At 68.8% G+C, this 25,226-nt stretch carries 24 protein-coding genes and 1 pseudogene; 1 reads left to right on the top strand and 24 read right to left on the bottom strand.

Going from position 1 to position 25,226, the window contains the following annotated elements; all coding sequences use genetic code 11:
- The 4 genes and pseudogenes from Q0672_RS16115 to Q0672_RS16100 form a co-directional block, all read right to left on the bottom strand.
- Positions 1–454: pseudogene (locus tag Q0672_RS16115) on the bottom strand (protein translocase subunit SecF); the annotation flags it as partial.
- A 132-nt stretch (positions 455–586) separates the two neighbouring features.
- Positions 587–2,446, bottom strand: coding sequence for a protein translocase subunit SecD (gene secD, locus Q0672_RS16110; protein ID WP_298623840.1), 1,860 nt, complete (start codon positions 2,444–2,446; stop codon positions 587–589).
- Between the two features lie 87 nt (positions 2,447–2,533).
- Positions 2,534–2,812 (bottom strand): preprotein translocase subunit YajC, encoded by a 279-nt coding sequence (gene yajC, locus Q0672_RS16105; protein ID WP_367179969.1) that lies wholly within the window; start codon positions 2,810–2,812, stop codon positions 2,534–2,536.
- Between the two features lie 528 nt (positions 2,813–3,340).
- Positions 3,341–3,667, bottom strand: coding sequence for a hypothetical protein (locus Q0672_RS16100; RefSeq protein ID WP_153161268.1), 327 nt, complete (start codon positions 3,665–3,667; stop codon positions 3,341–3,343).
- A gap of 332 nt (positions 3,668–3,999) precedes the next feature.
- Here Q0672_RS16100 and Q0672_RS16095 point away from each other — a divergent pair, with 332 nt between their 5' ends.
- Positions 4,000–6,225 (top strand): UvrD-helicase domain-containing protein, encoded by a 2,226-nt coding sequence (locus Q0672_RS16095; protein ID WP_298623835.1) that lies wholly within the window; start codon positions 4,000–4,002, stop codon positions 6,223–6,225.
- Positions 6,226–6,280: 55 nt separating this feature from the next.
- Here the strand turns inward: Q0672_RS16095 and Q0672_RS16090 are convergent, their stop codons facing one another.
- The 20 genes from Q0672_RS16090 to gspF all read right to left on the bottom strand — a co-directional run bounded on the left by Q0672_RS16090 (position 6,281) and on the right by gspF (position 25,225).
- Entirely contained in the window at positions 6,281–6,733 is a 453-nt protein-coding gene (locus Q0672_RS16090; RefSeq protein ID WP_298623832.1) for a DUF192 domain-containing protein, read from the bottom strand.
- Positions 6,734–6,744: 11 nt separating this feature from the next.
- Complete coding sequence (locus tag Q0672_RS16085; protein WP_298623830.1) at positions 6,745–7,383, bottom strand: rRNA large subunit pseudouridine synthase E; 639 nt, start codon at positions 7,381–7,383, stop codon at positions 6,745–6,747.
- Positions 7,384–7,433: 50 nt separating this feature from the next.
- Positions 7,434–8,603, bottom strand: coding sequence for a fatty acid desaturase (locus Q0672_RS16080; RefSeq protein WP_153161271.1), 1,170 nt, complete (start codon positions 8,601–8,603; stop codon positions 7,434–7,436).
- Positions 8,604–8,698: 95 nt separating this feature from the next.
- A complete protein-coding gene (locus Q0672_RS16075) occupies positions 8,699–10,006 on the bottom strand; it encodes a mechanosensitive ion channel domain-containing protein (protein WP_298623825.1) in 1,308 nt (435 codons plus the stop codon).
- Entirely contained in the window at positions 9,984–10,598 is a 615-nt protein-coding gene (locus Q0672_RS16070; protein ID WP_153161273.1) for a phospholipase D family protein, read from the bottom strand. The genes Q0672_RS16075 and Q0672_RS16070 overlap by 23 nt, the downstream gene beginning before the upstream one ends.
- Positions 10,598–11,857, bottom strand: a complete 1,260-nt coding sequence (locus tag Q0672_RS16065; RefSeq protein WP_298623806.1) for an RsmB/NOP family class I SAM-dependent RNA methyltransferase — start codon at positions 11,855–11,857, stop codon at positions 10,598–10,600. The genes Q0672_RS16070 and Q0672_RS16065 overlap by 1 nt, the downstream gene beginning before the upstream one ends.
- A 94-nt stretch (positions 11,858–11,951) precedes the next feature.
- The gene (locus Q0672_RS16060) at positions 11,952–13,067 is read right to left on the bottom strand and encodes a DUF3108 domain-containing protein (RefSeq protein ID WP_153161275.1); all 1,116 of its coding nucleotides are present in this window, start codon (positions 13,065–13,067) and stop codon (positions 11,952–11,954) included.
- Between the two features lie 10 nt (positions 13,068–13,077).
- Positions 13,078–13,722 carry a phosphoribosylglycinamide formyltransferase gene (gene purN, locus Q0672_RS16055; RefSeq protein ID WP_153161276.1) on the bottom strand — a complete coding sequence of 215 codons (645 nt, stop codon included), beginning with the start codon at positions 13,720–13,722 and terminating at the stop codon, positions 13,078–13,080.
- 10 nt (positions 13,723–13,732) lie between these two features.
- A complete protein-coding gene (locus tag Q0672_RS16050; RefSeq protein WP_153161277.1) occupies positions 13,733–14,380 on the bottom strand; it encodes a DedA family protein in 648 nt (215 codons plus the stop codon).
- A 168-nt stretch (positions 14,381–14,548) separates the two neighbouring features.
- On the bottom strand, positions 14,549–17,236 hold the full coding sequence (gene pepN, locus Q0672_RS16045; protein WP_153161278.1) for an aminopeptidase N: 2,688 nt from the start codon (positions 17,234–17,236) through the stop codon (positions 14,549–14,551).
- 180 nt (positions 17,237–17,416) lie between these two features.
- The gene (gene tal, locus Q0672_RS16040; RefSeq protein ID WP_298623802.1) at positions 17,417–18,496 is read right to left on the bottom strand and encodes a transaldolase; all 1,080 of its coding nucleotides are present in this window, start codon (positions 18,494–18,496) and stop codon (positions 17,417–17,419) included.
- A 79-nt stretch (positions 18,497–18,575) separates the two neighbouring features.
- The gene (gene gspN, locus Q0672_RS16035) at positions 18,576–19,328 is read right to left on the bottom strand and encodes a type II secretion system protein N (RefSeq protein WP_298623800.1); all 753 of its coding nucleotides are present in this window, start codon (positions 19,326–19,328) and stop codon (positions 18,576–18,578) included.
- Between the two features lie 13 nt (positions 19,329–19,341).
- Complete coding sequence (gene gspM, locus Q0672_RS16030) at positions 19,342–19,854, bottom strand: type II secretion system protein GspM (RefSeq protein ID WP_298623797.1); 513 nt, start codon at positions 19,852–19,854, stop codon at positions 19,342–19,344.
- Complete coding sequence (gene gspL / locus Q0672_RS16025; protein WP_298623794.1) at positions 19,851–21,068, bottom strand: type II secretion system protein GspL; 1,218 nt, start codon at positions 21,066–21,068, stop codon at positions 19,851–19,853. Before gspL ends, gspM begins: the two co-directional genes overlap by 4 nt.
- Positions 21,069–21,075: 7 nt before the next feature.
- Entirely contained in the window at positions 21,076–22,029 is a 954-nt protein-coding gene (gene gspK, locus Q0672_RS16020) for a type II secretion system minor pseudopilin GspK (RefSeq protein WP_298623792.1), read from the bottom strand.
- A complete protein-coding gene (gene gspJ / locus Q0672_RS16015) occupies positions 22,029–22,655 on the bottom strand; it encodes a type II secretion system minor pseudopilin GspJ (RefSeq protein WP_298623790.1) in 627 nt (208 codons plus the stop codon). The genes gspK and gspJ overlap by 1 nt, the downstream gene beginning before the upstream one ends.
- Positions 22,652–23,026, bottom strand: coding sequence for a type II secretion system minor pseudopilin GspI (gene gspI / locus Q0672_RS16010; RefSeq protein ID WP_153161285.1), 375 nt, complete (start codon positions 23,024–23,026; stop codon positions 22,652–22,654). The genes gspJ and gspI overlap by 4 nt, the downstream gene beginning before the upstream one ends.
- On the bottom strand, positions 23,023–23,571 hold the full coding sequence (locus Q0672_RS16005; RefSeq protein WP_153161286.1) for a prepilin-type N-terminal cleavage/methylation domain-containing protein: 549 nt from the start codon (positions 23,569–23,571) through the stop codon (positions 23,023–23,025). Before Q0672_RS16005 ends, gspI begins: the two co-directional genes overlap by 4 nt.
- 10 nt (positions 23,572–23,581) lie before the next feature.
- On the bottom strand, positions 23,582–24,010 hold the full coding sequence (gene gspG, locus Q0672_RS16000; RefSeq protein ID WP_153161287.1) for a type II secretion system major pseudopilin GspG: 429 nt from the start codon (positions 24,008–24,010) through the stop codon (positions 23,582–23,584).
- Positions 24,011–24,019: 9 nt separating this feature from the next.
- Positions 24,020–25,225: a type II secretion system inner membrane protein GspF gene (gene gspF / locus Q0672_RS15995; RefSeq protein WP_298623787.1), complete on the bottom strand. Its 1,206-nt coding sequence runs from the start codon at positions 25,223–25,225 to the stop codon at positions 24,020–24,022.
- Position 25,226 lies beyond the last annotated feature (1 nt).

Here is a 25,226-nt window from a genome sequence, read left to right as displayed (position 1 = left end):
AGAGCACGATGCCGCCGATCACCAGCAGCAGGGCCATGGCGCCGTCGGAGGCGAGTTCCTTGCCCACCTGCGGGCCGACGAATTCGACGCGGCGCAGCTCGGCCTTGGGGCCGTCGATGGCGGCGAGGCTGGCCATTACCTTCTCGCTGACCTTGGCGGTCTCGTCGCCGGAGCGGTTGGGCAGGCGGATCAGCACGTCGCGGGAACTGCCGAAGTTCTGCACCTGGGCGTCCTGGTAGCCTTCCTTGCCGAGGGCGTCGCGGAGCTTTTCGAGGGCCGGGGGCTCGGCGTAACTGACTTCCATCAGGGTGCCGCCGGTGAACTCGACGCTGAAATGCAGGCCCTTGGTGGCCAGGAAGAACACCGCGAGCAGGAAGGTGATCAACGAGATGACGTTGAACACCAGCGCGTGCTTCATGAAGGGGATGTCTTTGCGGATCTTGAAGAATTCCATGGCGGTGATGCGCTCCGTGCTGGAGTTGATGTTGCTGAGGTTGCCGTTGTCGGACTGAAGTCCGACCTACAGGGTGCTGCGGGGGCGGGGATTTGTAGGTCGGGCTTCAGCCCGACGCCCCGCCCGGGGGCATCAGATACCCGGTTTCCACACCTGGCCGATGGCGAGCTTTTCGAGCTTGCGCTTCTTGCCGTAGATCAGGTTGACCAGCCCGCGCGAGACGAGGATGGCGCTGAACATGGAGGTGAGGATGCCCAGGCAGTGCACCACCGCAAAGCCACGCACCGGGCCGGAGCCGAAGACCAGCAGGGCGATGCCCGCGATCAGGGTGGTGACGTTGGAGTCGAGGATGGTGTCGAAGGCCCGGTCGTAGCCGGCGTGGATGGCGGCCTGCGGGCTGGAGCCGTTGCGCAGCTCTTCGCGGATGCGTTCGTTGATCAGCACGTTGGCGTCGATGGCCATGCCGAGGGTCAGCGCGATGGCCGCGATGCCGGGCAGGGTGAGCGTGGCCTGGAGCAGTGACAGCAGGGCCACCAGCAGCAGCAAGTTGGACGCCAGCGCGAGCACCGACACGAGGCCGAACAGCATGTAGTAGATGCACATGAAGATGGCGATCGCCACGAAGCCCCACAGGGTGGAGTGGAAACCCTTGGAGATGTTCTCGGCGCCGAGGCTCGGGCCGATGGTGCGTTCCTCGATGATCTCCATCGGGGCGGCCAGCGAGCCGGCGCGCAGCAGCAGCGCGGTGTCGGTGGCTTCTTCGGAGGTCATGCGGCCGGAGATCTGCACGCGGCCGCCGCCGATCTCGGCGCGGATCACCGGGGCGGTGACGACTTCGCCCTTGCCCTTTTCGATCAGCAGGATGGCCATGCGCTTGTTGATGTTCTCGCGGGTGATGTCCTTGAAGATGCGGGCGCCGGCGGAATCGAGCGTGAGGTGCACGGCGGCTTCGTGGGTCTGGCCGTCGAAGCCGGGCTGGGCGTCGGTGAGGCGCTCGCCGGTGAGGACGACCTGCTTCTTGACCAGCAGCGGGTTGCCGCCACGCTCGGTGTAGAGCTCGGTGCCCGGCGGCACGTTGCCCTGCAGCGCGGCTTCGAGGCCGCCCGGGGTGTCGTCCACCAGGCGGATCTCGAGGGTGGCGGTGCGGCCCAGGATGTCCTTGGCCTTGGCCACGTCCTGCACGCCGGGCAGTTGCACCACGATGCGGTCGAGGCCCTGCTGCTGGATCACGGGTTCGGCGACGCCGAGTTCGTTGATCCGGTTGTGCAGGGTGGAGATGTTCTGGCGGATGGCGAATTCCTGGATGGTCTTCTGGGCCAGGGGGGTGAGGCTGGCGGTGAGCTTGTAGTCGGCGCCGTCCTGGCCTTCGACGAGCTGAAGATCATTGTTGGCGGCGGAGATCACGCTCTTGGCGCGGGCCTGGGTTTCGGTGTCGCGGAACTTCACGACGACGGCGGCGCCTTCACGGCCGATGCCGGCGTGACGGACGTTCTTGTCGCGCAGCAGGGTGCGCAGGTCGCCAGCGGTGGCATCGAGGCGCTTGGTGACGGCGCCCTTCATGTCCACCTGGAGCAGGAAGTGCACGCCGCCGCGCAGGTCGAGGCCCAGGTACATGGGCAGCGCGTGGATCGAGGTGAGCCACTGGGGGCTGGCCGACAGCAGGTTGAGCGCGACCACGTAGGACGGGTCGGCGGCATCCGGGTTGAAGGCCTTCTCGATGGCGTCCTTGGCCTTGAGCTGGGTGTCGGTGTCGCGGAAGCGGGCGCGCACGCTGGTGAGATCGGCGAACAGGCCGTCATGGGCGATGCCCGCGGCCTTCAGGCTCTCCTCGACGCGGGCCATGGTGGCGGTGGCGTCGAGCTTGAGGGTGGCCTTGCCGCTGGAGACCTGGACGGCGGGCACCTCTCCGTAGAAATTCGGCAGGGTGTAGATCAGTCCCCACAGCAGGACGATGCCGATGAGGAGATTTTTCCAGAGAGGGTAGCGGTTCATGGTCTGGCGAAAAGGAGAGGAAACGGGTGATGCAGAGACGGTGCTGCGATGCGAAACGGCCGGAGCAGGGCCCCGGCCGGATGGCGATCAGATCGACTTGAGGGTGCCCTTGGGGAGCACGGCGCCGATGGATTGCTTCTGGACGACGATCTGGGTGTTGGGGGCCACTTCGACGTGCACGTAGCCGTCGCTGATCTGGGTGATCTTGCCGACGATGCCGCCCTGGGTGAGCACTTCGTCGTTCTTCTGCAGACCTTCGAGGAGAGCCTTGTGCTCCTTGGCGCGCTTCATCTGCGGACGGATCATCAGGAACCACAGCACGATGAACATGAGGATCATCGGCAGGAGGCTGGTGAACGTGGACATCGGGTCTTGCGCGGCGGCCGGGGCGGCCTGGGCAAAGGCGTTGGAAATCAGCACATTGAACTCCGGTGAGGGATGCAAAGGCCGAATTATATCAGCGGGGGGAGGGGCGGCGACCGGTTTGCGCCGTCAGCGGTTGGGCAAAACGGGCGGTGCACGCGGGCTGGCATGAAATCCTGATCCGGAGGCGGGGGGGTGTAGGGGCGACTTCAGTCGCCCGCGGGCGCCGGGCCATGGGTCGGCGCCTGGTGGAGGTGTGGGTGGGCGACTGAAGTCGCCCCTACGAAGGGAGCGGTGGAGGCACCCTCTCGCGCGCAGCGCCTGCACGGGGAGGGACGGCTGGTTTCTGTAGGTCCGACCTACAGGGGGGGGGCGCAGACCGGGATGGGGGCGGCCTTTGCGTCTCTCCGGGCGATGTACGAAAAAAAAGCGGCGTCTGCCTTGCGACAGACGCCGTCAAATCTCCACGAGGGAGAGGAGGGAGAAAAACTCGGTTTGCTGGCCCCTTTTCTGGGGCCTTGCAGGCAGCGATCAGGCTGCCTTGCGCAGTTGGGTGCAGAAGCGCTGCCAGTTGGCAGACATCGCGGCAATCATCTCTTCGGCGGCCAGCAGGGGCAGCAGGCCCATGCGGTGCTGGCTGCGCACGAAGGCTTCGACGTGCGGGGTACAGAGGGTGTTCTGTTCCTGCTTGAGCAGGTCGAGGAAGCGGGCCTCGGCCGCGCCCCAGAATTCGGAAGTGCCAACCCAGCCGGTGTCGGCGGTGGCTTCACGGACGGCCTTGCGCCAAAGGGCTTCGGCGCGCTCGATGGACACGCCGGCCTTGCGGGCGTGCCACGGCAGATTTTTCGGTGCTTTCATTTGCTGTTACTCCTATTGGCCACGTCATGGTGGTGACCTGACGCGGACGTTTGGCTCTCTGTTGCGTTGCAGTATTTTACGGTTAGGGTTTAACCCTTATGAAACAGCAGTTTTTGACCGCGGATTCGATTTCTTTGTTGCACTGCACAACTTCATTCTAGGCAAGCCACCCACTCACTGCAAGTGCCGCTCGTCGGCGATGAATGAATTGCGTCACGGTGATTCGCGTTTTTGCAACACCACCGTTGCCCGTTTTGCGGAGGCGTCCGGCAAGGGCCGGGGCGGTAGAATGGCGGGCTTCGCAGTCGAACTCACGAGCCCTTTTACCTGCCATGTCCCAGCTTCTCGACAACCTGAACCCCGAACAACTGGCCGCCGTCACCTTGCCGCCCCAGCATGCGCTGATCCTGGCCGGCGCCGGCTCGGGCAAGACCCGGGTGCTGACGACGCGCATCGCCTGGCTGATCCAGAACGGCTTCTGCAGCGCCCAGGGCATCCTGGCCGTGACCTTCACCAACAAGGCCGCGAAGGAGATGCTCACCCGCCTGTCGGCGATGTTCCCGATCAACACCCGGGGGATGTGGATCGGCACCTTCCATGGCCTGTGCAACCGCTTCCTGCGCGCCCATCACCGGGAGGCCGGCCTGCCGCAGCTGTTCCAGATCCTCGATTCGGGCGACCAGCTGGCTTCGATCAAGCGCCTGCTGAAAACCCTCAACATCGACGACGAGAAGTTTCCGCCGCGGGAGCTCCAGCACTTCATCAACGGCCAGAAAGAAGCCGGCATCAGGCCGGCTGCAGTAGAGGCGTGGGACGACTACACCCGTCGCCGGGTCGAGCTTTACATGGAGTATGAGGCCCAATGCCAGCGCGAGGCAGTTGTGGATTTCCCTGAATTGCTGCTGCGCAGCTACGAGCTGCTGGAGCGCAACGAGCCGATCCGCCGGCATTACCAGGCGCGCTTCCGCCACATCCTGGTGGATGAGTTCCAGGACACCAACGTGCTCCAGTACCGCTGGCTCAAGCTGCTGGCGGGCAACGGCGAGGAGGGCGGCGCGTACCTCTTCTGCGTGGGCGACGACGACCAGTCGATCTACCGCTTCCGGGGCGCCGAGATCGGCAACATGCGCGATTTCGAGCGGGATTTCAAGGTGCCGGCGGTGATCCGCCTGGAGCAGAACTACCGCTCCCACGGCAACATCCTCGATGCCGCCAACGCGCTGATTTCCAACAACAGCAAGCGCCTCGGCAAGAGCCTATGGACCGACCGGGGCGCCGGCGAGCCGATCCGCGTGTACGAGGCCTTCACCGACAGCGACGAGGCGCGCTTCATCGTCGAGGAGGTGCAGTCGCTGGTGCGCGAGGGCATCAGCCGCTCCGACATCGCGCTGCTGTACCGCTCCAACGCCCAGTCGCGGGTGCTCGAGCATCAACTGTTCTCCAGCGGCGTGGCCTACCGGGTGTATGGCGGGCTGCGCTTCTTCGAGCGTCAGGAGGTGAAGCACGCGCTCGCTTACCTGCGCCTGATCGCCAACCCGGACGACGACACGGCCTTCACGCGGGTGGTGAACTTCCCGACCCGCGGCATCGGCGCCCGCTCGCTGGAGGCCCTGCAGGACGCCGCCCGCACCTGGAACACGCCGCTCTACCAGACGGTGCCGCATCTTTCGGGCAAGCCGGGCACGTCGCTGGCGCAGTTCGTCGGGCTGATCGAGCGCCTGCGCCAGGAAACCGCCGCGCTGCCGCTCCACGAGATGGTGGATCACGTCATCGAGATGTCGGGGCTGCGCACCCATTACAAGAACGAGAAGGAAGGCCAGGAGCGCCTCGAGAACCTGGACGAACTCATCAACGCCGCGGCCAACTTCAATGCCGAGGTGGGCTCGGGCGAACGCCCGGCCGACATGGGCACCGATATCGGCACGGTGCTGGCCGAGTTCCTCGCCCACGCCTCACTGGAAGCCGGCGACCATCAGGCAGACGCTGGCGCCGAGGCGGTGCAGCTGATGACGGTGCACGCAGCCAAGGGGCTGGAGTTTGACGTGGTGTTTCTGTCGGGGCTCGAGGAGGGATTGTTTCCCCACGAGAACAGCATCCTCGAATCCGACGGGCTGGAGGAGGAGCGCCGGCTGATGTACGTGGCGGTGACACGCGCCCGCCAGCGCCTGTACCTGAGCTTCACCCAGAGCCGGATGCTCCACGGCCAGGTGCGCTACAACCTGCGCTCGCGCTTCCTGGAGGAGATCCCGGAAGAACTGACCAAGTGGCTCACCCCGCCCAACCCGCGCCGCAGCTTCGTGTCGGAGCCGTCGCCGCGCTATTACAACCCGGGCGCCAGCAAGCCGGCCGCACCGTCGATGCCGCCGCCTCCGCCGCAGAAATCCCGCGATCTGGGCGGGCTGTCGATCGGCCAGGCGGTGAGTCACATCCGCTTTGGCGAAGGGGTGATCGTCGCCGCCGAAGGCAGCGGCAGCGATGCGCGGGTGCAGGTGAAGTTTGCCGAATCCGGCGCCAAGTGGCTGATGCTGGCAGTGGCCAAGCTCACGCCGATCGGCTGAACAAGCGGTTCAGCGAAGGCTGCCCGGCGCCCGCTCTGGCGGGCCGGGCGATTCCTCAGCGGCCGTAGCCGGCCAGGGGCGTGACGCCGTTGATCTTCACGCCGGTGCCCAGGCCCTTCTGGCGGAACCAGCCCTGGTTCATCTCCAGAGCAAAGCGCGCCGGCTTTGCGGCGCAGTGGTTGTCTTCGGTCTGGGGCTTCATGTCTTCGACGTTCACGATGCGCCCTTCGTCGTCGAGAAAGGCCACTGATAGCGGCAGCAGGGTGTTCTTCATCCACATGCAGTGGCGCTGGGGTTCGGTGAACACGAATAGCATCCCGCGGTTGGCGGCCATGGTCTTGCGCTGCATCAGGCCGCGTTGGCGGTGCTCGTCGTTGGCGGCCACCTCGGCCTCGATGCGGAACATGCCGATGGTGAGCTCGGTCACCGGCATCTGGGTTTCGGCCGCAGCCGGAAGGGTGACCAAGGCGGCCAGCAGGGCCGCGCAGCGAAGCGGAAGCGCAGTCATCGGAAGTTCATTCAAACAGGTTTGCGGGGACGGGCAACCTTAGCACGTCCGGTTGCGGGCTGTCGTCGCCCGGAGGGCGGCGCGGGCGGGCGGCGAGGCGTCTGCAGGGCCGGCGGTGGTGTGGTGGCTCGCCAGGTGCCGGGTTCGAGGCCGTCGAGGGTCCAGTCGCCGATGCGCACGCGGATCAGGCGCAGGGTGGGGAAACCGACCTTGGCGGTCATCCGCCGGACCTGCCGGTTCTTGCCCTCGCGCAGGACGATCTCGATCCAGCTTGTCGGGATGGCTTTGCGTTCGCGGATCGGTGGGTTGCGTGGCCACAGCCAGGCAGGCTCGTCGACGAGGCGTGCCTCGCAGGGTTTGGTGAAGAAATCGCCCAGATCGACACCGGCGCGCAGCCGCGCCAGGGCGGCCTCGTCGGGGATGCCTTCCACCTGCACGAGGTAGGTCTTGGGCAGCTTGTGGCGGGGATCGGCGATGCGCTGCTGGAGCGCGCCGTCGTCGGTCAGCACCAGCAAGCCCTCACTGTCGGCGTCCAGCCGGCCCGCGGCATACACGCCGGGCAGGTCGATGTGATCCGCCAGGGTGGCCTTGCCCGGTTCGCCGGTGAACTGGCACAGCACCCCGTAGGGCTTGTTGAAGAGGATGAGCATGGGAAAAGCTTTGCCCGGAGCGGACGCTCCGGGCGGGGAGGGGTGATGCGTCAGGCGTATCGGCGCAGGCGCAGCGAGAAATCCTCGAGCTGGCGGATGCCGCTTTGCTCGGCGCGGGCGATCCAGTCCTGCAGTTGCTGGAGGAGCTGCTCGCTGCTGGCAGAGGAGCGCGCCCACAGGGCGGTGAGCTCGTCGCGCATCGTCACCACGGTTTCGAGGCGTTTGTTGTCCTTCAGCACGGTGGCGAGGCGCTGGCGCTCCTCGGCGCACAGCTGGCCTTCTTCGGCCGCGAGCCAGCGGCGCAGTTCGCGCACGGTGAACTTGCCTTCGGACTGGGCCTTGAGGGCGGTGAATTCTTCCTGGGCGATGGCCTTCAGGCTCTGCACGTAGCGGGTCATCACGTCGTAGCGGTGGGTGATGATGGCCTGGAGAGTGTCGAAGTCAGCACGGGCCTTGGCGGCGCCGAAGCGAGGCGTCGGGATGGTCTTCTTGACGTGGGCGAGGCCGAGCATCTCGAGGATGCGGATGTACATCCAGCCGATGTCGAACTCGTACCAGCGGGCCGACAGCTTGGCCGAGGTGGCAAAGCTGTGGTGGTTGTTGTGGAGCTCTTCGCCGCCGATCAGGATGCCCCAGGGGAGCAGGTTGGTGGAGGCGTCGGAGCAGTTGTAGTTGCGGTAGCCCCAGAAGTGGCCGAGGCCGTTGATGACGCCGGCAGCCCAGAAGGGGATCCACACCATCTGCACGCCCCAGATCAGCACGCCCGGCCAGATGCCGAAGAGCAGCAGATCGGCCGCCAGCATCACGAGGATGCCGGACTTGGGAAAGCGCGAGAACAGCTTGCGTTCGAAGGCGTCATCCGGCGTGCCGTGGCCGTAGCGCTGGATGGTTTCCTTGTTGCGGGCTTCCTTCACGTAGAGGAAGACACCCGTCCACAGCACCTTGTTGATGCCGTGGATCTGCGGGCTGTGGGGGTCTTCGGCGGTCTCGCACTTGGCGTGGTGCTTGCGGTGGATGGCCGCCCACTCCTTGGTGACCATGCCGGTGGTGAGCCACAGCCAGAAACGGAAGAACAGGGCCGGCAGCGGGTGCAGGTCGAGCGCCCGGTGCGCCTGGTGACGGTGCAGGAATATGGTGACCGAGGCGATGGTGACATGGGTCATCGCCAGCGTGACGACAACGTAGCCCCACCAGGGCAGATCAAGCAGTCCGGAGAACATCGGCAGTGCGTTCCTTGAAATATTGAGTTGAACCGCCCGATTCTAGTCGAGCCCCGTGGGCAAACCAAGACAGATCAGCGGTTTACCCCATATCGTCAGGAAACCGGGTTGTCTTTAGTCGACACCGCCACGTCGCCGAGGATGCGCACTTCGCGCTGGGGGAAGGGAATCTCGATGCCTTCGGCCTTGAAGCGCCGCCAGACTTCCAGGTTGATCGCCGAGCGGATGCCAAGGGTGCCTTCGGCCGGATCGCGGATCCAGAAGCCCAGCTGGAGGTTGATGCCGCTGTCGGCAAAGGCCTCGACGAAGGCGCCGGGGGCCGGGTCCTTCATCACCCGCGGCTGATTGTGGGCCGCTTCGACGAGGATCTCCATGGCCTTCTCGAGGTCGGTGGCGTAGCTCACCTGGATCGGCAGCGAAATGCGCACCTTGGGGTCGGTGAAGGTTTCGTTCTGTACTACCGAGCCGATCAGGGTCTCGTTGGGCACGATGGATTCGATGCCGGTCATGCCCTTGAGCACGGTGTAGCGGGTGGTGATCTGACTCACCACGCCGCGCTCGGTGCCCACCGAGATCAGGTTGCCCATGCGGATCGAGCGGTCGAGCAGCAGGATGAAGCCAGCCACGTAGTTGGCGGCGATCTTCTGCAGGCCGAGGCCGAGGCCCACGCCCAGCGCGCCGCCGAACACCGACAGGGCGGTGAGGTCGATGCCCACCAGCGGCAGGCTGACGGTGACGGCGAGCACCAGCAGCAGCGCCTTGGAGAGCCGCGCGAACACCAGCTGCAGGTTGGAGTCCAGCCCCTCGGTGCGCATCAGCCGGCTTTCGAGCACGCCGGCGGCCCACATCGCCACCAGCATCGTGACCATCACCGTGAGCGCGCCCTGCAGCAGCATCCACAGGTTGATCTTGGCCTTGCCGACGGTAAAGCCGATCTGCTCCAGCCCATCGATCACCGTGGGCAGCACGCCGATGATCTGCAGGGCCACGACGATCCATGCCGCGGTGGCGAAGAAGCGCTCGAAACTGGCCAGCCAGCCGGCCCTGGGAAAGCTGCGCTTGAGGGCATGGACGGTGAGCCGGATGGCTGCCATCGCGCCAAGCAGCGGCACCGCCAGCTTGAAGAGATTCACGTGGTGCCAGTGGCCGAGGATGATGCGTGCCACCACCACCAGCGCCAGGGCGGTGAGGGGGAAGATCACCCGGCGCAGGCCTTCCTCGCCGGCGCCCGCCAGGCTGGGGTTGGCTTCGCGCCGGCGGCGCAGGATGCCCTTGATCTGGCGGGTGATGAGCCCGGCCAGCACCAGGCACAGGGCCAGCGCGCCCACCTGCCAGACGATGGCGGGCTGCTGCACGTCCTTCCACAAGTCGATCAGCAGTTCAGCGATCTGATTCTCTTCCATCCTGTTTCCCTCTTTTTGCCGGCAGATCGTCCAGGCTGTCCAGGCGTAGGGCTTCGGCCCGGTGGCGCTGCCAGTTGCGGGCGTAGGCCTGGGCCAGCGCGGGGTTGTCGCGCAGGATCAGCATGTTTTCGGCGTTGGCCACCCGCGCGGAGCGGGTGAAGTTGTATGAGCCGGTGGCCACCGCCCCGTGGCGCGAGGCCGGGTCGATGATCATCAGCTTGTTGTGGGCGATGTTGTAACGTGTTTCGACCGCCACGGGAATACCCGCGTTGAGTAACTCGGGCATCACACTGAGCGAGTTCGGCCGGTTGGATTCGGCATCCAGCAGCACCTCGACGCGCACACCGCGGCGATGGGCGGCGATCAGCCCGCGGGCCAGCGGCTTGCTGGTGAAGAGATAGGCCTGCACGAGGATTTGTTCCCGCGCGCCGTCGATCGCCTCAAGCAGGGCCTGCTCGGGGTCGTTCCACGGGGAGAAGGCCAGCTCGACACGCCCCTGGGCGGGGAGGTTGAGGGTGGGTTCGCGCTCGGGGGCCGCCACGGCCTGGGCGGCCAGCCCGAGGGCCAGCCAGCCCAGCAGGCGGAGGCGCATCAGGCCTGGCGCTCCAGCACCGCGGCAAAGAAGCCGTCGGTATCGTGGGCGGCCGGGGTGAGGCGGAGCTGTTCGCCGCAGGCAATCTCGATGCCCTGCTTGCCCAGCACCTCTTCGGCGCTCTTTGCGACGAAGCCCGGGTTGGCTTCAAGGAAGGCGGCGACGATGGCTTCGTTCTCTTCGGGCAGGATGCTGCAGGTGGCGTACACCAGCCGGCCGCCCGGCTTTACCAGGCGGGCGGCGCTGGCCAGGATCGCGGCCTGCTTGACGGTGAGCTCGGCCAGCGCCTCGGGGCTCTGGCGCCATTTGAGATCCGGGTTGCGGCGCAGGGTGCCGAGGCCGCTGCACGGGGCATCCACCAGCACCCGGTCGATCTTGCCGGCGAGGCGCTTGACCCGCGGATCGTTCTCGCTGGCGATCACCACCGGGTGGATGTTGGACAGGCCGGAGCGGGCCATGCGCGGCTTGAGCTTCGAGAGCCGCTTGTCGGACACGTCAAACGCGTACAGACGGCCGGAGTTGCGCATCATCGCGCCCAGCAGCAAGGTTTTGCCGCCGGCTCCGGCGCAGAAGTCCACGACCATCTCGCCGCGCTTGGGCTGGAGCAGGAAGCCCAGCAGCTGGCTGCCTTCGTCCTGCACCTCGAAGCTGCCGTCGAGGAACTGGGGGTGCTTCTGCAGCGCCGGCTTGCCTTCGAGGCGCACGGCCAGCGGCGAGTAGCGGCCCGGGGCGCAGGCGATGCCGTCGGCGCGGAGCTTCTCGACCAGCGCGTCGCGGTCGAGCTTGAGGCTGTTGGCGCGCAGGTCGAGGGGCGCCGGGCGGTTGAGGCTCTGGGCCAGGGCCAGCACTTCGGCCTCGCTGCGGCTCGCCAGCAGGCGCTCGGCCAGCCAGTCGGGCAGGTCGGCGCTCTCGGCGAAGCTCAGCTCGCCGATCTCGCGGCCCTTCACCTGGGTGAAGAAGTCGGTGTCGCGGCCGTGCAGGCCGTCGCCCAGCTGGTGGAGCGTGAGGCCCTCGACGCGGGCGAGCCAGGCGAGCACCAGCTTGCGGGTCGAGACGTCCTCGCCGCACAGGCGCTCGAGGGTGCGCAGGCGGCGCAGCACGCCGTAGACCGCCTCGGCGACGAAGGCCCGGTCGCGGGCGCCGAGTTCGCGCAGGTCGCGGAAATAACGGGACAGCACCGAGTCGGCGGGGTAGTCAAAGCGCAGGACGGAACGGAGGGCCTGGCTGGCGGACTGGATCTGGGCGGCGGTAATGGTCATGGAAATCCGATACTGATTGCTGTGTTCTGTAGGCCGGGCTTGCACCCGGCGGGGGCGGCGCGAAGGCGGCCCGGGGGCGGAGTCTAAACCGAAGTCACTCCTTGGCGGCAGCCCGGGCGCCGAGATCGACGCCGGTGGCCACCTGATCGAGCACGTCGCCGTTCTTGTCGGTGATCTTGAGGCGCACCGGCAGGTTGGCGTAATCGCGGGCGAGCCAGATGTCGATCTTGAGCTCGCCCCGGTGCCCCGTGCTGCCGAGATGGTAGGCCGAAACCTTGCCGGCGGGGATGTCCAGCTCCTCGATGCCGAGGTTCTCGATCACCGAGCGCACGGCGCTCTTGCCGGTGACCACCAGCAGCTCGGCGCGCAGCGGGCCGTCGGGCTGGAAGGACAGGTGGTGCATCAGCGAGAGCACGTCCTGGTCGCCCTCGGCGATGGAGAACTCCCGCTGACGGTCGCCGGCCACCAGCACGACCTTGGCGGACGACCAGTCGAAATCGGCGCGTTCCTTCATCTGGCCGTCGCGCTCGACGGTGAATTTTTCGGGCAGCAGGCCCTTCGGCCCGATCCGCCCTTCGCTGCGCTGGACCATCCGGAACGGCTTGACCAGCCCGACGAGGCCGGAGGTTTCGATCACCGTCTCCATCGAGTAGTGCTCGTCGTCGTGGGTCCAGGCGTGGGTGGTGCGGCCGATGATGAAGTTGCGCTCGCCGCGGATCACGTTGTACTGCACCTTGCCCGACGAGGCCCACAGCTCGGCGATGCTGGGGCCGGCGGGTTTGCCGGTCTTGCCCTGGCCGCCCTTGCCGGTTTCGGTTTCCGGGGCGGGGTCGGGCGGGGTGATGTCGGCGGGTTTGGCATCGGTGCCGGCGACGGCGTCCTCGGTGTTTTCGGTGCCGCTGCCCGAGGTGGGATCGGGGGCGATGCTGGCCACCGGGCCGGTCGCCGGGGCGGGCTCGGCCGGGCGGGTCGGCTTGCGGGGTTTGGGCTTGGGACGCGGGGCTGGCGCATCGCCTAGGACGACGCGTTTCTCGTCGTCCACCGGGCGGATGCTGGGTTTGGGCAGGGGCGCGAGGCGGGCGTCGAGGGGCGGCAGCACGTTGGCTTCCTCGCTGGGCAGGCGCCAGCCGGGGATCAGCAGCACGGCCAGGTGCACCACCGCCGACACGCCGACGGCGATCCACAGGCTGCGGTTTCGCGTGTCGCCCACGATGCGCCGGTCAGCCCTCGACGGGCGGCACCGTCCAGCCGGCGGGGCCGGCGGGTTCGTTAGCTACCCGCACCTTGCCGTCGGCGGTGAGGCTGAGCCGATCCTCGACGAACCAGCGCACGGCCTGGGGGTAGATGCGGTGCTCCTGCACCAGCACCCGGGCGGCGAGCGCGGCTTCGTCGTCGCCATCCAGCACGGGCACCACGGCCTGGATCACGATGGGGCCGCAGTCGAGGGTCGGGGTGACGAAATGCACCGTGGTGCCGGCCACCCGCACGCCAGCCTCCAGCGCGCGCTGGTGGGTGTGGAGGCCCGGGAAGGACGGCAGCAGGCTGGGGTGGATGTTGAGCAGGCGGCCGTTGTAGCGACCCACGAAGCCGTCGGTGAGCACGCGCATGAAGCCGGCCAGCACCACCAGATCGGGCTGGTGGGCGTCGATGGTCTCGGCCAGCGCGGCGTCGAAGGCCTCGCGGCTGGGGTAGGCCTTGTGGTCCACCACCTGGGCGGTGATCCCGTGGCTGGCGGCAAAGGCCAGGCCGGCGGCGTCGGGGCGGTTGGAGATCACCGCGGCGATCTTCGCACTGGGGATCTGCGCGCGGACGATGGCTTCCATGTTGCTGCCGCGGCCGGAGATCAGGATGACGATGTTTTTCATGGGTGAAGCCTCAGCCCGCCGCGGGGGCGCGACGGCCCTTGAGCCAGCCGATGAACACCGGCAGCAGCGAGATGGCGATGATGCCGAGGATCACCACCGACAGGTTCTTCTTCACCACCGGCATGTTGCCGAAGCCATAGCCCAGCCAGCACAGGGAGAAGATCCAGATGAAACCGCCGAGGAAATCCAGCGTGACGAAGCGGGCGTAGGTCATGCGCGCCACGCCGGCCACGAAGGGGGCGAAGGTGCGCAGCAGGGGCAGGAAGCGGGCGATGATGATGGTCTTGCCGCCGTGGGATTCGAAGTAGGAGTGGGTCTTGTCGAAGGCGGCGCGGTTGAAGAAGCGGGAGTTTTCCCAGCGAAACACCTTTGGCCCGATGGTGTGGCCGATCCAGTAGTTGGTGTTGTCGCCCAGCACCGCCGCGGTCAGCAGCACGCCGCACAGCACCCAGATGTCCATGCCGCCGGTGGCGGCCAGCGCGCCGGCCACGAACAGCAGCGAATCCCCCGGCAGGAAGGGGAAGATCACCAGCCCGGTCTCGCAGAAGATGATGAGGAACAGGATCACGTAGATCCAGGTGCCGTATTGGGCGGTGAGCGCCGCCAGATGCACGTCGAGGTGCAGGATGATGTCGATGAAAGTGGTGAGGAGTTCCATTTGCCGCGCTGCAAAAATTTTGAAGGTCGCCCATGATACCGGAGCCTTCGCCGGGGTGCCGCCCGCTCGGACAGCCGGCTGCGGCAGATGCCACTGCCGAGCTCGGATGAATGACGAAAACCTATTCCGGGCAGCGCCGGCCATGCCGGCGGCTGCCCGGAGCGGGCATCAGCCCAGGGCCTTGCCGACGATCTCGGCCACGTCCGGCGACAGGCCTTCGGTGGCGGCGACCTGCTCCAGCGCCACGCGGATGCGGGCCTGGATCTCCGGCGTGAACTTGCGCCAGCCTTCCAGCGCGCGGGCCATGCGCGACGCCACCTGCGGGTTGTTGCGATCCAGCGCCACCACCTGCTCGGCCCAGAAGGCGTAGCCGGCGCCGTCGGGACGGTGGAACTCGGCCGCGTTGCTCTTGAAGTAGCCGCCCAGCAGCGAATACACCTTGTTGGGGTTGGAGAGGCTGAAGGCCGGGTTGCCCATCAGCGCGCGCACCTCGTCCAGGGTGGCGGGCGCCGTGTCGGACCAGCGCCAGGCGGTGGCCTGGAGCATGAACCACTTGTCGAGCACCAGCGCGTCGTCGCGATAGCGGTCGTGGAAGGCGGCGAGGGCGTCGGTGCGCTGGGGGGCGTCGCTCTGCACCAGCGCGGCGAGGGCGCCGTAGCGCTCGGTCATGTTGCCGGCGTGCTCGAACTGCTTGGCGGCCAGGTCGATGGCGGTCGGGCCGCCCCAGGCAGCGAGATAGCGCAGGCACAGGTTGCGCAGGCTGCGCTTGCCGGCGTCGGCCGGGTGGTAGCGGTATTCGCCGTCCACTTCGAGATCCAGATAGCGGCCGAGGAAATCGGCCTGCATGGCCTGGCCGACTTCGCGCATCAGGTGGATCAGCGCGGCGCGGAGCGGCGCCGGGTCGGCCGGCTGCATGCGCTCCAGCAGATAGGCTTCGGACGGCAGGGCCAGGGTTTCGGCGACGAAGGCCGGGTCGAGGCTTTCATTGACCAGCAGCGCCCGGAAGGCGTGGCCGAAGGCCTGGGGCACTTCCAGCTTGCGGCCGGCGGCGGCGTCGGCGGCGAGGCCGAGCACGACGCGCTCCATGAAGCGCTGGGCGGCGTCCCAGCGGTTGAAGGGATCGGAATCGTGGGCCATGCGGAAGGCGAGGCGCGCGTCGTCTTCGTCGATCTCGAGGATCACCGGCGCGGAGTAGCCCCGCAGCACCGACGGCACGGGCTCGGCGGTGAGCCCGGTGAAGCGCCAGCTACGGCTGGCTTCCTTCAGGTTGAGCACGCGGGTGGTGTCGCCCGCATTGGCTTCGCCTTCGAGGCGCAGGGGCAGGTCGGCGCCGTCCGGCCCGATCAGGCCCACGGCCACCGGGATGTGCAGCGGCAGCTTTTCGGGCTGACCGGGGGTGGGCGGCGTGGACTGGCTGAGGGTGAGGGTGTAGGTGCCGCTGGCGGCATCCCAGGCGCCTTCGGCCTTGAGGCGCGGCGTGCCGGCCTGGCTGTACCAGCGCATGAAGAGGTCGAGATCGGCGCCGTTGGCTTCGGCCATGCAGCCCACGAAGTCGTCGCAGGTGACGGCCTGGCCGTCGTGGTACGAGAAGTACAGGTCCATCCCGTTGCGGAAGCCTTCGCGGCCCAGCAGGGTGAGGATCATCCGGATCACCTCGGCGCCCTTCTGGTACACCGTGGCGGTGTAGAAGTTGTTGATCTCCTGGTAGCTGTCCGGGCGGATCGGGTGGGCCATGGGGCCGGCATCTTCGGGGAACTGCCCGCTGCGCAGGCCGCGCACGTTGGCGATGCGGGTGACGGCCCGGGCGGATGCGGCGGCAGCCGGCGAATCGGAGGCCCGCGCCATCATGTCGGCGGTGAATTGCTGGTCGCGGAAGACGGTGAGGCCTTCCTTCAGGGTGAGCTGGAACCAGTCGCGGCAGGTGACGCGGTTGCCTGTCCAGTTGTGGAAGTATTCGTGAGCGACGACGCTCTCGACGTTTTCAAAATCCAGGTCGGTGCCGGTATCCGGGTTGGCCAGCACGTACTTGGTGTTGAAGATGTTGAGGCCCTTGTTCTCCATGGCGCCCATGTTGAAATCCGACACGGCGACGATCATGAAGCGGTCGAGATCGAGCTCCAGCCCGAAGACTTCCTCGTCCCAGCGCATGGAGTGGATCAGGGAATCCATCGCGTGGGCGACGCGGTCGAGATCGCGCGCCTCGACCCACACCTGCAGCAGCACGTCGCGGCCGCTCATGGTGGTGACGGTGCGCTCCAGCGCCGACAGCTCGGCGGCCACCAGCGCGAACAGGTAGGACGGCTTGAGGAAGGGGTCTTCCCAGCGGGCGAAGTGGCGGCCGTTGGGTAAGGTGCCGGTTTCGAGCAGGTTGCCGTTGGAGAGCAGCACCGGGCAGGTGGCGGCGTCGGCCTCCAGGCGCACGGTGTAGCGGGCCATCACGTCGGGACGGTCCGGGAAATAGGTGATGCGGCGGAAGCCCTCGGCCTCGCACTGGGTGTAGAAGCCGCCGCGGGACTGGTACAGCCCGGACAGCGTGAGGTTGGCCGACGGATTGATGCGGGTGACGATGGTGAGCACCACCTCGTCGGCGTCCACATCCACCTCGAGCCCGGATTCCGTCTTGCGCACCTGGCCTTCGGCCGGCGCGGCGCCGTCGATGGCGATGGACACCAGCTCCAGCGCCTCGCCAAACAGCACCACCGGGCCGGCCGCGGCGTCCGGGTTGCGCACGCACTTGAGGCGGCTGGTGACGACGGTGGCCTGGGGATCGAGGTTGAAATCGAGATCAACCGTCTCGACGCCATAGGCCAGGGGCTGGTAAGCCTCGCGGAGGATGAGGGTGCCGGAGGTGGGCATGGGAATCCTTGTGTATCAGCTTTTGCGAAAGCGTGATTCTAGCCCATGCGCCGGGCCGTGCCCGTCCGCCGCTGGGCGGTGGGTGTGGGGCGGGTGATGCGGAAAAGCAGAAGAGGGCGGGCGCGGACGCGCCCGGTGGGGATGGCGGGGGCGACCGGGGCCGCCCCTTGCAGCGCAGGTTCAGGCCGTCAGTTCGAGCAGCTTGCCGAAGGCCACCGCGAACTGGCTGAGGCCGTCGGCCTGCAGGCGTTCGCCGAGCTGGTTCATGTCGAGGCCCAAGGCGGCCAGCGCGGCGATGTGGGCGGCAGCGGCCTCCACGTCGGCGGTGACGCTGCCCGGGGTGACCTTGCCGTGGTCGGCGAAGGCGGCGAGGGTGGCGTCGGGCAGGGTATTCACCGTTTCGGGCCCGATCAGCGGCTCGACGTACATCAGGTCGGAGTAGGCCGGGTTCTTGGTGCCGGTGCTTGCCCACAGCATGCTCTGGGGCCGGGCGCCCTTGGCGGCGAGGGCCGCAAAGCCGGCGCCGTGGAAGCGCGCGAGGTAGTGCTGGTAGGCCTGACGGGCCAGAGCCACGCCGGCCTTGCCGCGCAGGGCGAGGGCTTCGGGGGTGCCGATGTCGTCGAGCTGCTTGTCGATCAGGCTGTCCCAGCGGGACAGGAACACGCTGGCCACCGAGCGCACACGGCTCAGGTCGCCACCGGCGACGGCGAGCTTGTCGAGGCCGCGCTGGTAGGCGCCGGCAACGGCGTCCACGTGGGCCAGCGAGAACATCAGCGTGACGTTGATGCTGACGCCTTCGCCGGTGAGGGTCTCGATGGCGCGCACGCCAGCGGCGGTGGCGGGGATCTTCACCAGCAGGTTGTCGCGGGCCACGGCGGCGCGCAGGCGGCGGGCGGCGGCCACGGTGCCGGCTTCGTCGTCGGCCAGCGCCGGGGAGACTTCCAGGCTCACGTAGCCGGCGTCGCCGCGGCTCTCGTCAAACACCGGGCGGATCACGTCGCAGGCGCGCTGCACGTCTTCGATCACCAGGCGCTCGTAGCGCTGCTCGGCGCTGAGGTTCTCGCCGTTCATGGCGTCGAGCGCGGGGCGGTAGTCCGGGCCCTCGGCGATGGCCTTGTGGAAGATCGCCGGGTTGGTGGTGACGCCTGCCACGCCGGATTCGATGTGGCGGGCAAGCTCGCCGGACTGGATGAGGGAACGGGACAGGTTGTCGAGCCAGACTTGCTGGCCGGCGGCGCGGGCGGCTTGGATCGGATTCATGGTGTGGTGGGCTGTTGTAATCGGACTGACTGAATTATCCATTCTGGCGGAAGCGGATGACAGACCCATGTGACGGATTTCACCGGGGTGGCCAGTGGATGTCGAACTGCCCCGGCTGGCCGGTGGGGCGGGCGGCCCCCCCCGCGATAGCCGGCAGGCGGGAGAGGAATTCCGGATCGCCGCTGATGCGGCCGTCGAAGCGCGGCAGCTTGCCATAGGGGGCTTCGCCCTGGCCGCTGGCCTGGATGGCGCCGGCCAGGGTGGCGAGCTGGAAGCGCAGGTCGCCGGCGCGGGCGGTGACGCGCAGCTCGTAGTCGCCAAACTGGCGGCCGGGGAACAGCGCGCTGCGGGCGCCGCGCCACAGCAGGCGGGCTTCGCCGCTGCAGCGGCCGTCCGGCGGGCACTGCCAGGCGGGCGCCTCGATGGTCAGGTCGCCCTGCCAGCCGGCCCGGGCGGCCGGGTGGGGGATGGACGACAGGGCGGTGTCGGCGGGGGCGTGGAGTGCCAGCTGGCTGATCTTGACGCCGGTGGCCGAGGCTTCGACCGCGCCCACCGGGCTGCCGCTGCTGGAGAAGGTCCAGCCCACCGCGAGGCGGCCGAGGGCGGCGGTGTCGAAATCCCACGCCAGCGGCAGCCACGGGGTGAGGCTGCGCCCGCTGGCGTCGCGGCTGGCCAGCACGCCGCGGCCGTGCCAGAGGCTGCCTTCGGCCTGCTGCAGGCGCAGCCCGCCGTCGGTGGCGTGGGCGACGAGGCCATCCACCAGCCGTGCCGGGGCCTTGGCGACGAGGAGCGCAAGGGCAACGGCGAGGAAGAACAGCAGCTTGCGGCGCATGGCTCGGCTGGAATCAGTTGCTGCCGGCCACCAGCACCAGATCGACGCTGGCGGTGGGGCCTTGCTGCTGGAGTTCCATCCGCGCCACGCGCAGGCCCTGGTCGTGCTGGAGGGCGGCGAGCCAGGCGACGAGCTCGTCGAAGCCGGCCTGGCCCTTGACCTGCAGTCCGTCGCCCACGGTCTGGATGGCGAGGCCGAGGCCGCGGGTCTTGGCGGAGGCCTGCACCATCTCGAGCAGGGCCGGGCCGGCGGGGCGCTGGGGCACGGGCTGGGCGCGAAGGCGGGCGATCTCGGTGGCGGATTCCTGCACCTGCTCCAGCTGGGCTTCGGCGCGGGGAAGGCTGCGACCCAGGCGGGTGCGCTCGCTGCGGCTCCAGTCGAGCAGATTGACGACCAGCGCGACGCCGATGACGGTGGCGGCGGCGATCAGCAGGGTGCGCTCGCGCGGGTTGCGGGCCTGCCAGGCGTTGGCGAGGCGGGTGATCGGGCCGCTGGCGGCCTGGGCGAGGGGCGTGGGGGCGCTCATTGCAGGTTCTCCCGGCGCAGCAGCAGGTGGGGCGTGGCGCCGTCGGCGCGCAGGTTGGCGAGGAGGCCGCGGCTGGCTAGCAGGCCAACAACCGCTTCGGCCCGGGCGGCGGCGGGGCCGGTGAGGGTCAGGTCGAGGCGGCCCTCTTCAAAGCGCACCGCGGCGATGCCGCCGGCGGCGTCGGTGCCGAGGGCTTCGGCGGCCTGGGCCAGCAGGGCCAGGGCGTCGTCGTCGCGGAGCAGGCCGTGGCGAGCGCGCTCCAGGTTGAGCTGTTGGCGCATCTGGGCGGCCGGGGCGACCACCGGGCTGTTGGGAAAGGTGCTGCGATAAACGCGCTCAATCCGGTCGCCCAGCTGACCCATCTGATGACGCAGCCACAGCACTTCGCCGATGTTGACCGTCAGCCACAGGGCCAGGGCGCCGCAGCCCAGCACGACGGCCGGCTTGAGCTTGCCGAACCAGCCGGTGTTGGCGTCGCGGAAGGCGAACTCGCCCTGCAGCAGGTTGGCGGCCTTGCGATCCACGCCCTGCCACCAGCGGTAGGCCGCGCCGGTGGCGATGGCGAGGCCGGTCTCGGCCTGCAGCGCGGCGAGATCCGGCACCTGAGTGGCCGGCGCGAGGTGCAGTTCGACCTGTGCCGGCGCGGTGTTGGCGGCCCGGGCGGTGGCGGCCTGCTGGGCGAGCAGCGGGGCGAGGATGTCGGCGTCGAGGGCCACGCCGCCGCTGGTGCCGGTGCGCAGGATGGCGCCGGTGGGCGACAGGCTGAGATGCCAGCCTTCGCCGGCCGGGGCGGTCTGCACTTCGGCCCAGGCCCGGCGGGCGGGGCGGCCGATGGCGGCAAGCTGGGCGACGAGCTGGCGCAGGCGTTCGCGGGCGACCACCAGCACGCCGGCCAGATCACGCTCGCCGTCGTCGGCGGGGCGGCGGTGGCTGAGGGTGAGGTGCTGGGTGTCCGGGTCTTTCAGCAGGCGGTCTTCCAGCGCGTAGGCCAGGAGGCGCGGCAGGTCGCGCTTGGCGCCGCGGGGGAGCGGCACCTCGAGCCACAGGCACTGGGGGCCGGTGAGGACGAGTTCGCACTCGGCGGCGGCCGGCCAGTGGCGGGGTTCGGAGTGGCCATCGGAGAGCGGCTTGCCGTCCGGGCCGAGGAGCACCCACGGGCAATCCGGGCGGGCGGGCCATTGTTCGTCGATGGCGAGGAGGAGGCGGGTACTCATGGGCGTATCACAGCAGTTTTTGCCAGACGATGGTGGACCAGTTCTGGCTGCGTTCGAGCAGCACTTCCATGCGCACCATGGCCACGCCGTAGCGGGCGCGGCCGGTGGCGAGGAAGTGGCGGCTGGTGACGGAAAGTCGGGTGAGATCGGGCTGGAGATCCGGCGAGGGCAGGCGGGCCTTGAAGTCGTTCACATCCTTGAACCACGCGCGGCTGCGCTGGACGACGAGCAGCCGGGCGGCGTCGAGGGACAGATCGGGCACCACGGCGGCGAGCACCTCGGCCGGCGCGGTGTTCACGTTGACGGTGGAGCCCGGCGGCACGGCGACCACGAAGGGGGTGAGGCGGGCCACCAGCTGCGGGGTGAAGCCGCGCACCTGGAGCAGCTCGGACACCGCCACCAGCGGGCCGTTGGCGGCGCGGCGGGCGGGCGTCTGGGCGCCGTACCAGCCGGATTCGGCGCCGCCGGGCAGGCGCGGGGTGTCGTCGGCGTCGAGCCAGTCGAGCAGCGCGGCGGTGAGGTTGAGGGCGTCGGCGTCGGCCACGCCGACCAGCGACAGCAGGCGCTGGAAGCGCTCCACCTCGATGATGTCGGCGCCGTCGCTGGCGAGGTTGTTGAGGTTGAAGCGGCCGGAGAGCTCCTGCAGCTCGCCGCTGACCTCGCCTTCTTCCACCGGCGTGGGCGGCACCTTGACGGCCCAGGCTTCGCCCAGGTGATCCACCTGACTGGTGCGGGCGTCTTCGGAGAGCACGTTGCGCGCCCAGTCCACTGCGCCGCGGGCAAGCTGGCGGGCCTGGGCCTGGTCGTGGCGGCCGGCGACCTGATCCATCGCCACGCCCAGATCGCCCACCGAGGCGGCGGCGAGGCCGGCCACCAGCGCCACCGTGAGGAGGGCGAGGATCACTGCGGCACCCTTCTGGGGGCCGGCGTGGGGGTGGGAGGGGAGGCGGTTTGGCAGCATCAGCGCAGGGCGATCACGCGGGTGAGGACGCCGGTGCCTTCCAGGTCGAGTTCGAGGATTACCGCGTCGGGCAGGGTGACGCGGGTGTCGCCCGGCGGCCAGGCGTCGAGGCGGTTGTTGTTCAGCAGGAAGCGCCAGCGCACGCCGCGCACTTGGTCGAGCAGGGGTTCGACGTCGGGGGCACCGAGGGCGTCGCGGCCGCTCCAGCGCAGCCATTCGAGGCGGCCATCCACCAGCCGGTAGCCGACCCGGCGCACGCCGCGGGTGTCGTCGAGGCGCAGGAACTGGAACTCGGGCCCGCCGCTGGCTGCGCGGGTGAGGAGCATGGGCGCGGCGGTGGTGCTCCGCACGGTCGGAATCGGGTTGCCGCCGGGTGTCGCGCCGTCGCGGCCGGGCAGCCCCGGGTTGCGGCCGGTGGTGGAGACGGCCTGCAGCAGATCGGCGTCGATGCGCTGGATGCTGCGGTTGATGGCGCGCCAGCGTTCGAAGCTGGCTTCGAGGCGGGTGTGGCTGTTGGCGACTTCGGACAGGGCGCGGTAGGACAGCACGCCCAGCACCGCGAAGACCGACAGGGCGACCATCAGCTCGATGAGGGTGAGGCCGCGCTGGGCGGAACGCCGGCTCATTGCAGCGGCCTCGCCACGTAGCCGGACAGGCGGGAGATGGCGTGGTCGCCGGAATCCGGGCCGAAGACCGACAGATCGACCCGGCGGAACAGCGGGTTGGCGGTGTTCTTGACGTCTTCGCGCCAGCGGTAGGTGCGCCCGGCCTGCTCGGCGGTGCCTTCGTTGATGCCCGGGTTGGGCCACGCGCGGGTGGCGCGCAGCTCGGCGAGGCGGTTTTCGGCCACCCAGTCGCCGATCAGGCGTTCGCGCAGCTCGCCCGACGACTGGGCGGTGACGCCCATCGCCCGGAAGGCGGCGGTGAGCGCGATGGCGAGGATGGCCAGGGCGACGAGGGTTTCGAGCAGCGTGAAGCCGCGGGCGGGGCGTGTCATGAGCGGTTGGCGCCGGGCATGGCGAGCTGCACCGTGCCGTTGGCCTTGCCGGTGAGGCGGGCTTCGCCGCCGGGGGTGGCGACGCGCAGTTCGTATTCGGGCGCCTGGGTGCCGAACTGCAGGCGCGGCGTGGCGGCGTCGGGCTGGCCGTCGATGCGCAGGCCCAGCCAGGCCACGCCGGCGGGCAGTGGTCGGTCGGTGAACACCGGCGGGTCGATCAGCGGACGCCAGTTGTCGTCCGGGTCGAGGGCGGAGAAGCGATAGCCGTCCGGCAGGAATTCGATGGCGACGGGCCGGCCGCGCACGGCGGCCCGGTCGGCAGTGGCTTCGAGCACCAGGCGCAGGCGTTTGAGAGCCTGATCGGTATCGCGCCCGCGCAGGCTGTCGAGGCCGACGCTGATGCCGGTTGCCATCAGGCCCATGATGACCAGCACCACCATGACTTCGATGAGGGTGAAGCCGGCGTGGCGGCGGGGCGCGGCGGTGCGTCCGGGCGCGGGGCCGCGGGACGGGTGGGTGATGCTGCGCCAGAGGCCCGTCGCCATCGGGATGGGGTCAGAGGTTCCAGGAGCCGACGTCGGCGTCGAAGCCTTCGCCGCCGGAGATGCCGTCGGCGCCGAAGCTCATCACGTCCACCTCGCCCTTGAGGCCGGGGATGACGTACTGGTAGGGCTTGCCCCAGGGGTCCATCGGCAGCTTGTCGAGGTAGGACTTCCAGTTGTCGGGCACCGGCGCGGCGGCGGGCTTGGTGACCAGCGCCTGCAGGCCCTGCTCGGCGCTGGGGTAGCGGCGGTTGTCGAGCTTGTAGAGCTTGAGGGCCTGCATGATCGACGAGATGTCCTGCTTGGCGGCGACGACGCGGGCTTCGTCGGGGCGGCTCATCACCTTGGGCACCACCAGCGCGGCGAGCACGCCGAGGATGACGATGACGACCATTACTTCGATCAGGGTGAAGCCGCGGGCGCGGCGGGGGGCGTTGTGCATGGTGGTTCCTTATTTCATCAAGGTATTGATTTCGATGATGGGTTGCATCACAGCCATCACGATCACCAATACGAAGCCGCCCATCATGAGCAGCAGGATGGGTTCGAGGAGGGCGGTGAGCGTGGCGGTGCGGTTTTCGAGTTCGGCCTGCTGGAGGCGGGCAGCGCGGTCGAGGAGTTCATCGACGCGACCGGTGGCCTCGCCGTTGGCGATCATGTGGATGAGCAGCGGCGGAAACTGGCGGCTGGCGCCCAGGGCGCGGGACAGGGGCTGGCCCTCGCGGACGCGTTCGGCGGCGGTGGCGACGGCATCCGCCAGGGGCAGGCGGCTGATCACCTGGCGGCCGGCGTCCAGCGCCGAAAGGAGCGGCACGCCGCTGCCGGCGAGGATCGACAGGGTGCTGGCGAAGCGGGTTGCATCGAGCGTGCGCAGGTGGCGGCCGAGCACCGGCAGGCGCAGCAGCCAGGCATCCCAGCGGCGCTTGACGGTGGTGTCGCGCAGGGCTGCGCGGCCGGCGAAGAGCCCGCCGATGATAGCCAGGATCATCAGCCAGCCCCATTCCCGCAGCAGGCTGCTGACCACGATGAGCACCCGGGTGAGGAGCGGCAGGGCCTGCTTGCTCTGCTGGAAGACGGAGACCACCTGGGGCACCACGTAGGTCATCAGCCCGACGATGACCAGCATCGCCACGCTGGCGACGATGGCCGGGTAGAGCAGCGCTTGCAGTGTCTTGGTGCGCAGGGCGTGGCTGCGGTCGAGGTAGTCGGCGAGTTGGTTCATGACCCGGGCGAGCTCGCCGGATTTTTCGCCGGCGGCCACCGAGGCGCGATAGAGCGTGGTGAAGGCTTGCGGGTAGCGATCGAGGGCGGCGCGCAGGCTGTAGCCGGCGAGGATCTCGGAGCGCACGCCGGCCAGCAGCTGGCGGGTGGATTCGGTTTCGGCCTGCTCGATGAGGGCGGCGAGCGCCTGCTCGACGGTGAGGCCCGAGGCCAGCAGCGTGGCCCACTGGCGGGTGAGCAGGGTGAGGTCGGCTTCCTTCAGCTTGCGGCGGACGGCCTTGCCGTCGCCGGCGCCCTGGGCCACCGAGGCGACTTCCAGCGGAAACAGCCCGCGCTCGCGCAGCAGGCTGCGGGCAGCCTTGCCGGTGTCGGCTTCGAGCACGCCGGCGGATTCCCGGCCGGCGTTGTCCACGGCGCGATAGCGGAAGGCGGTCATC

It is taken from the genome of uncultured Zoogloea sp. (assembly GCF_937894855.1).
GTDB lineage: Bacteria > Pseudomonadota > Gammaproteobacteria > Burkholderiales > Rhodocyclaceae > Zoogloea > Zoogloea oryzae.
Note: the sequence above shows the minus strand (reverse complement) of the source record. Positions and strands in the feature narration are given on the sequence as shown.